The sequence below is a fragment of the Nocardia sp. NPDC003963 genome, from assembly GCF_053605105.1.
Genome location: NZ_JBSGIP010000094.1, coordinates 1 through 6,969, shown reverse-complemented (window position 1 = coordinate 6,969; position 6,969 = coordinate 1). Strand labels below are relative to the sequence as shown.

8 protein-coding genes are annotated in these 6,969 nt (G+C 67.6%); 2 read left to right on the top strand and 6 right to left on the bottom strand.

Annotated features, from left to right (window positions below):
* Positions 1-159: 159 nt before the first annotated feature.
* Positions 160-969 (top strand): enoyl-CoA hydratase/isomerase family protein, encoded by an 810-nt coding sequence (locus ACWEWT_RS38225; protein ID WP_452565815.1) that lies wholly within the window; start codon positions 160-162, stop codon positions 967-969.
* Positions 970-975: 6 nt separating this feature from the next.
* Here the strand turns inward: ACWEWT_RS38225 and ACWEWT_RS38220 are convergent, their stop codons facing one another.
* The 6 genes from ACWEWT_RS38220 to carD all read right to left on the bottom strand — a co-directional run bounded on the left by ACWEWT_RS38220 (position 976) and on the right by carD (position 5,754).
* Positions 976-1,251 carry a DUF4190 domain-containing protein gene (locus tag ACWEWT_RS38220; protein WP_452565813.1) on the bottom strand — a complete coding sequence of 92 codons (276 nt, stop codon included), beginning with the start codon at positions 1,249-1,251 and terminating at the stop codon, positions 976-978.
* A gap of 160 nt (positions 1,252-1,411) precedes the next feature.
* Positions 1,412-2,380 (bottom strand): 23S rRNA (guanosine(2251)-2'-O)-methyltransferase RlmB, encoded by a 969-nt coding sequence (gene rlmB, locus ACWEWT_RS38215; protein WP_452565811.1) that lies wholly within the window; start codon positions 2,378-2,380, stop codon positions 1,412-1,414.
* The gene (gene cysS / locus ACWEWT_RS38210) at positions 2,380-3,786 is read right to left on the bottom strand and encodes a cysteine--tRNA ligase (protein WP_452565810.1); all 1,407 of its coding nucleotides are present in this window, start codon (positions 3,784-3,786) and stop codon (positions 2,380-2,382) included. Before cysS ends, rlmB begins: the two co-directional genes overlap by 1 nt.
* A gap of 248 nt (positions 3,787-4,034) precedes the next feature.
* Positions 4,035-4,547: a 2-C-methyl-D-erythritol 2,4-cyclodiphosphate synthase gene (ispF, locus tag ACWEWT_RS38205; protein WP_452565816.1), complete on the bottom strand. Its 513-nt coding sequence runs from the start codon at positions 4,545-4,547 to the stop codon at positions 4,035-4,037.
* A gap of 2 nt (positions 4,548-4,549) precedes the next feature.
* Entirely contained in the window at positions 4,550-5,263 is a 714-nt protein-coding gene (gene ispD, locus ACWEWT_RS38200) for a 2-C-methyl-D-erythritol 4-phosphate cytidylyltransferase (protein WP_452565808.1), read from the bottom strand.
* 2 nt (positions 5,264-5,265) lie between these two features.
* The gene (gene carD / locus ACWEWT_RS38195; protein ID WP_011206964.1) at positions 5,266-5,754 is read right to left on the bottom strand and encodes an RNA polymerase-binding transcription factor CarD; all 489 of its coding nucleotides are present in this window, start codon (positions 5,752-5,754) and stop codon (positions 5,266-5,268) included.
* A 463-nt stretch (positions 5,755-6,217) separates the two neighbouring features.
* Here carD and ACWEWT_RS38190 point away from each other — a divergent pair, with 463 nt between their 5' ends.
* Positions 6,218-6,874: a hypothetical protein gene (locus tag ACWEWT_RS38190; RefSeq protein WP_452565806.1), complete on the top strand. Its 657-nt coding sequence runs from the start codon at positions 6,218-6,220 to the stop codon at positions 6,872-6,874.
* Positions 6,875-6,969: the final 95 nt, after the last annotated feature.

The window sequence follows — 6,969 nt, the reverse complement described above, 5'->3', positions numbered from 1 at the left end:
TTCAGGCCTCGAAGCGCATGCGCCGAAGGCGCGAGTCTCGAGGCCTGAACGGCGGGACACCAGGGGGCCTCAACCCCCGCGCGCGCCAGCGCGCCAAAAACACAGTGGCCTCGACCCCGCGCGCGCCAGCTGGCCAAAAGCACAGCTACCATCCAGACCATGAGTTCGGAATTGCTCGTCGATGTCTCAGCGGGCATCGCCGTCCTCACATTGAACCGGCCGGCGAAGCAGAATGCCTTCGATCCCGCGATGACCGAAGCCCTGGGAGCCGCGTTGAAACGCTGCGACGCCGAGGATGCGATCCGGGTAGTCGTGATCACCGGGACTCCACCCGCCTTCTGCGCGGGCGCCGATCTTTCGGACCGGGCGGGCGAGGTGACCGCGAGTATCGATCCGCCGCCGTTCCGGGTACGTAAACCGGTTATCGCGGCGGTGAACGGGCATGCGGTGGGCGCCGGGCTGGCCCTGGCACTTCAGTGCGATCTGCGGTACCTGGCCGATGACGCGGTCTACGCCCTGAGCCAGGTCCGGCGCGGAGTTCTCGCCGACGGCTACGTGCACTGGACGTTGCCGCGGCTGGCCGGGCTCGCCAATGCCGCCGATATCCTGCTCACCGGCCGTACCTTCGACGGCGAGGAAGCCCGCGCCATGGGCCTGGCCAACGCCTGTCTGCCCGCGGCGGAAGTGCTGCCGACCGCGATGGCGGTCGCGCACGATATCGCCAATGGATCCGCCCCGTTGACCGCCGCGCTGTCCAAGCGGCTGCTGTGGGAGGGCGTCGGTCTCGAACCGTCGATCGTCGGTCAGCTGGAGACCGACCTGAACGAACATATCGCCGACGGCCGGGACGCCGGCGAGGCCATGGCGGCTTTCCGGGAGCGTCGGCAGCCCACCTGGTCGGGTTCGATCAGCGACGAATGGCCGAGCTGGGCCCGGACCAAATGGTCCGGGCAGCAGAGTCTGGACTGAGGCCGGTCAGCCGCCGCCGAGCAGCACGACCAGGAACAGCAGGGCCATCACGACCATCAGGATCGTGCCGATAACGCCGAGGATGAATCCGACGACCACCTGGGTGTGGCCGCCGTAGGCACCGCCGGACTCCTCGATCTGATCCAGTGCGCGTTTACCCATCGCCCAGGCCACCGGCCCGGTCAGCCCGCAACACAGCACGCTGAGCGCGCCGAGGAACAGCACCATCGTCGCGTGCGGGTGCTCTACCGGCTTACCGATGGGCGCGTTGGGTATCACCACATGACGAATTCTACGGTGCGGTGGCGGATTTGCGGTCCGGGCGCGACGGATTCGCTCTCGAACCGCCCGCTGACCGTTGCGATGACACGCCCGATCACCTCGTAGCGCGGGGTCGGCCGTCCGGCTCACGAGCGACCGGACAGCCGGTCGGATTCTGCCCTCAGGCGCGCCGTTGCCGGGCGGTTTCGGCCAGCACCACACCTGCGGCGACGGAGGCGTTCAGCGATTCCACCGGTCCCGACATCGGGATGCTCAGTACCGCGTCGCAGCTCTCGCGGACCAGTCGCGACAACCCCTTCCCCTCCGACCCGACGACGATCACCGTCGGCGCGGTGCCGTCGAAATCGTCGAGAGACAGGTCGCCGCCCGCGTCCAGACCCACGATCTGGACACCTTTGGCAGCCCAATCCTTGAGGGTGCGGGTGAGATTGGTGGCACGCGCCACCGGAAGACGCGCCGCGGCCCCGGCGCTGGTCCGCCACGCGACCGCGGTGACGCTGGCGCTGCGGCGCTGCGGGATCACCACGCCGTGACCGCCGAAGGCCGCGACCGAGCGCACGACGGCGCCGAGGTTGCGCGGATCGGAGATATTGTCCAGCGCCACGAGCAGGGCGGGCTCGGTGGACTCCCTGGCGCGGGTCAGCAGATCGTCGGGGTGGGCGTACCGATAGGGCGGCACCTGCAGTGCCACGCCCTGGTGCAGGCCGTTGGAACTCATCCGGTCCAGATCGGTGCGCGGCACCTCGAGAATAGAGATTCCGGTATCGGCCGCGAGGCGCACACTCTCGGTGAGCCGTTCGTCGTTCTCGGTCCCCGCCGCGACGAAGAGCGCACTCGCCGGAACACCGGCCCGCAGACACTCCACCACGGGGTTGCGGCCGAGCACCAGCTCGGGACCGTCGTCGTTGCGGCGACCGGCCGGGCGCCCACGATTGGACGGATTCTTCTGCGCGGCTTTGGCTTTCGCCGCCGCCCGGCGCGCAGCCGGATGCTTCGTACGCTCCTCGGCCGGCGGGGTCGGCCCGCGACCTTCCAATCCGCGGCGGTGCTTGCCACCGGAACCGACCACAGCCCCCTTCTTCGTGCCGCCCTTACGGATCGCACCGCGACGTTGTGAATTGCCGGCCATCAGCCCGCCTTTCCAGGGGTAGGTGCGCCCAGTGACCATTCGGCACCGTTGGGTGTATCGGTTACTTCGATCCCGGCCGCCTGCAGCCGATCACGGACGGCGTCGGCGGTCGCCCAGTCCTTGGTGGCCCGGGCCTGCTGTCGCCGTTCCAGTTCGGCGCCCACCAGTACGTCCAGGGCGCTGTCGGCGGCCGAATGGTCGGCGGCGCCGTGCCAGTGCGGGTCCAGCGGGTCCACGCCGAGTACATCGAGCATGGCCCGGACCTGACCGGCGTGCTCCCGGGCGGTTTCGAGTACGCCCGCGTCCAGTGCGCGGTTGCCCTCGTGGACACCGTGATGGATCTCGGCGAGCGCTTTCGGGACACCGAGGTCGTCGTCGAGGGCGGCCGCGAATCCGTCGGTCCATTTGCCCATCGGAATATCCCCGCCGCGTTCGGCCACGCGCTGTACGAATGCTTCGATCCGCTGATAGGACTGCGCGGCATCCGACAGTGCCTTGTCCGAATATTCCAGCATCGACCGGTAGTGCGCGCTGCCCAGGTAGAAGCGCAATTCGACCGCGCGAACGGATTTCAGCACATTCGGAATCGACAGCACATTGCCGAGCGATTTCGACATCTTCTCGCCGCCCATGGTGACCCAGCCGTTGTGCAGCCAGTACCGGGCGAAACCGTCCCCGGCGGCCTTGGACTGCGCGATTTCGTTCTCGTGGTGCGGGAAGACCAGATCCATACCACCGCAGTGGATATCGAATTCCGGGCCCAGATAGAACTCGGCCATGGCGGAGCATTCCAGATGCCAGCCGGGACGGCCCGGACCCCAGGGCGACGGCCAGGTCGGCTCACCCGGTTTCGCGGCTTTCCACAGCGTGAAATCGCGCGGATCGCGTTTGCCGAGGCCGGCGCTCTCGCCCTGATGTACATCTTCGAGCCGATGTCCGGAGAGATGTCCGTAATCCGGATAACTCCGGACATCGAAATACACATTGCCCGCCGAGGCATAGGCGTGTCCCCGGTCGATCAGCCGCTGCATCAATTCGACCATCTGGGTGATATGACCGGTCGCGCGCGGTTCGGCCGAAGGCGGAAGTACACCGAGCTGCCGATAGGCCTGGTCGAAGGCGCGCTCGTGCGTGGCAGCCCATTCCCACCAGGGTCGCCCGGCCGCAGCCGCCTTGGTCAGGATCTTGTCCTCGATATCGGTGACATTGCGGATGAATGCCACATCGAAGCCGTTCGCGGTCAACCAGCGGCGCAGAATGTCGAACGCCACCCCACTGCGCACATGACCGATATGAGGTAACCCCTGGACGGTCGCCCCACACAGGTACACCGAGGCGTGGCCGGGTACCAGCGGCGTGAAATCACGCAGGATCCGTTTCTCGGTGTCGAACAGGCGCAGCGTCACGGCAGTCGATCCTAGTTTCGTGTATGGATTGCACTCGGATTTGGTGCATGGGGATATGGGCAGGGTAGCGGTGCGGGTCGGTACGCCGGCAGTCGGCTCGACCGCACGGGGAAGGCCGGCGCTCCGCCGTGGCAGGCTCACGCTCGACAGTTGTCGCGGTGGCGACCCTACCGGCCCGAATCCGATCACATGGGTACCGATCGGGGGCCGGCCTTCGGCCGCGGACTGAATGGGCGGCCTCGCGGGCCCTATACCGGTCGCACCTCGCCACCGTCCCCGGGCTCTGCACTCGGCCGCCCCGGACAGTGCAGCAGCGCGTTGGCGACCGCGGCGATCCCTTCGCCGCGGCCGGTCAGGCCCAGGCCGTCGCTGGTGGTACCGGAAACGGATACCGGGGCGTCGAGCAGATCGCCGAGCACCCGCTGCGCCTCGGCACGGCGCGGACCGATCCGCGGCCGATTGCCGATCACCTGTACGGCGGCATTGACGACTTCGTATCCGGCGGCATCGAGCAACCGCCGCACTTCCTTCAGCATGGCGGCCCCGGAGACCCCGGCCCATTCCGGTCGGCCGGTGCCGAAAACCGAGCCCACATCTCCCAGGCCCGCCGCGGACAACAGCGCGTCGCAGAGCGCGTGCACGGCCACATCACCGTCGGAGTGTCCCGCGCACCCGTCCTCACCGTCGAAGAGCAACCCGGCCATCCAGCAGGGACGACCCGGTTCGATCGGGTGCACATCGGTCCCGATTCCCACCCGCATGTTCAGCACGAGGTCACCGCCGGGCGCTGGTCCAGCAGGGTTTCGGCCAGCCGCAGATCGAGCCGGGTGGTGATCTTGAAAGCGAGCGGGTCGCCGGGGATGGTGCGCACCGCGGTGCCCATCCGCTCCACCAGGCCCGCGTCATCGGTGGCGGTCTCCGCCGCGGCATAGGCGGCCCGTAACGCCGCCGCGGCGAATCCCTGCGGAGTCTGGATGGCACGTAGTACGCCCCGGTCCGGCGTACCGGTGACATTTCCCCGGGCATCGACGGTTTTCACCGTGTCCACCACCGGCAGGGCGGGAACGACGGCGGGATGCCCGGCACGGAGTTCGTCGACCACCCGGGCGATCAGCGCGGGCGGGGTGAGGGCGCGGGCGGCGTCGTGCACCAGGAAGAACGCGGAATCACCGGCGGCGGCCAGCCCGGCGCGCACCGAATCGGTGCGCTCGGCGCCGCCGACCACGATCCGCACCGACGCATCGGACGGTAGGAGAGCTGCCGCCCGGTCGACATGTTCGGCGGGCACCATCACAATGATCTCGTCGACAATTCCGGCAGCTATCAGGCCGTTCACGGCCAGTCCGAGCATAGGTGTGCCGCCGATCGGGACGAACGCTTTGGGCTCAACTGCACCCAAACGCACGCCACGACCGGCGGCAGGGACCAATGCGGTGACGGGTCCGGCGGCAGAGCCGGCACCGTCTGTTCTGTGCACGATCAGGACGCCGCGGCGAGAACCTCGTCGAGGAGCGTCTCGGCCTTGCCGTCGTCGGTGCCCTCGGCGAGCGCGAGCTCCCCGACGAGGATCTGCCGAGCCTTGGCCAGCATCCGCTTCTCGCCCGCGGACAGACCACGGTCCTGTTCCCGGCGCCACAGGTCACGAACGACCTCGGCCACCTTGTTCACATCGCCGGAGGCGAGTTTCTCGAGGTTGGCCTTGTAACGGCGGGACCAGTTGGTGGGCTCTTCCGTATGCGGCGCGCGCAGAACCTGGAAGACTCTGTCGAGACCTTCCTGGCCGACTACATCGCGAACGCCGACATATTCCGCGTTTTCCGCGGGAACCCGAACAGTGAGGTCACCCTGTGCGACCTTCAGGACCAGATACTCTTTCTGCTCACCCTTGATGGTGCGGGTCTCGATAGCTTCGATCAAAGCCGCCCCATGATGGGGATAAACGACGGTATCTCCGACCTTAAAAATCATGTGTCCCGTGCCCCTTTCGATGTTCACAGTTTAACACGCGACTCGATAACGGCGCGATCAACTGCGCAGGTCAGGGCCACAACGACCGGGCACTGGGGCTTGACAGGGCGAGTTTGGTGTGCATTACGTTGCGCCCGAACGGGTGTCGGGCACACACCTTCCGGAGGTACAGAAAAGCGCACCCCGACCGGACGCGCAAACCAGCCGTGGAGGCCGGATCGTTACCGGTCAGCGCGACGCCGCGGGACACACGGAACACCTGGCCGGCGAGCCGTCGGACGACGAACACAGAGGCGATGCAGAGACTACGATCCCGCACCCGCCGGACGCACCGTGACGTGCGACAAATCACACACTCCACACCATGCAATCCCCCCTGACACCGCCCGGTGCGCCGCGTGTTCCGATGCAACTACTACAGTGCCTAGTTGGAGTGCGCCCACTCGGACATGGAGGACAACCCGTGACTGCCCTGACTGCTGTGACTGCCGCTGGCCCGGTCGCCCCGACCCGTCGGCGCCGCATGGTGGCGGCCGCCGCGCTCGCCGCCGGAGCGGCTCTCGTACTGTCCGGCTGCAGCGCCGGCCAGATCTCGCAAACCGCCGCCCAGGTCGCCGCCATCAACGGCAACACGGCCAATATCGGCGATATCGCGCTGCGCAATGTGCATATCGTCTACCCCGGAGACGGCACCGGTATCAACACCACCGGCGGCAAGGCCGCTCTCGCATTGTCGATCGTGAACACCGGCGAAGTGGTCACCGACGAACTCACCAGCGTCACCACCGACCTCGGCACCGCCCAGATCACCCCGGGCGAAGGCGACAAGGTCTCGATCGCCCCCGCCGAAACGGTAGTGGTCTCCACCCCGCAGGCCGGCGCGGAAACCCACACCACCGGGGAAACGGTCGAAACCGAAGGCGGCGAAACGAAACACGCCCGCATCGAGATCACCGGCCTCACCCAGAACATCACCCCCGGCCTCACCTACGACGTCTCGTTCAACTTCAAGGAGAACGGCGCCGTCGTGGTCCAGGTCCCGGTCGACGCCGGCGTGGAATCCCCCCGGCACGAATCGGAACTCTCCAAGAGCACCACGGGTTCGGCCGGCGGGCACTGAGTTTTTGGCGCCGCCTTCGGCGTCGCGGGGGTTGAGGCCCCCTGGTGTCCCGCCGTTCAGGCCTCGAGACTCGCGCCTTCGGCGCATGCGCTTCG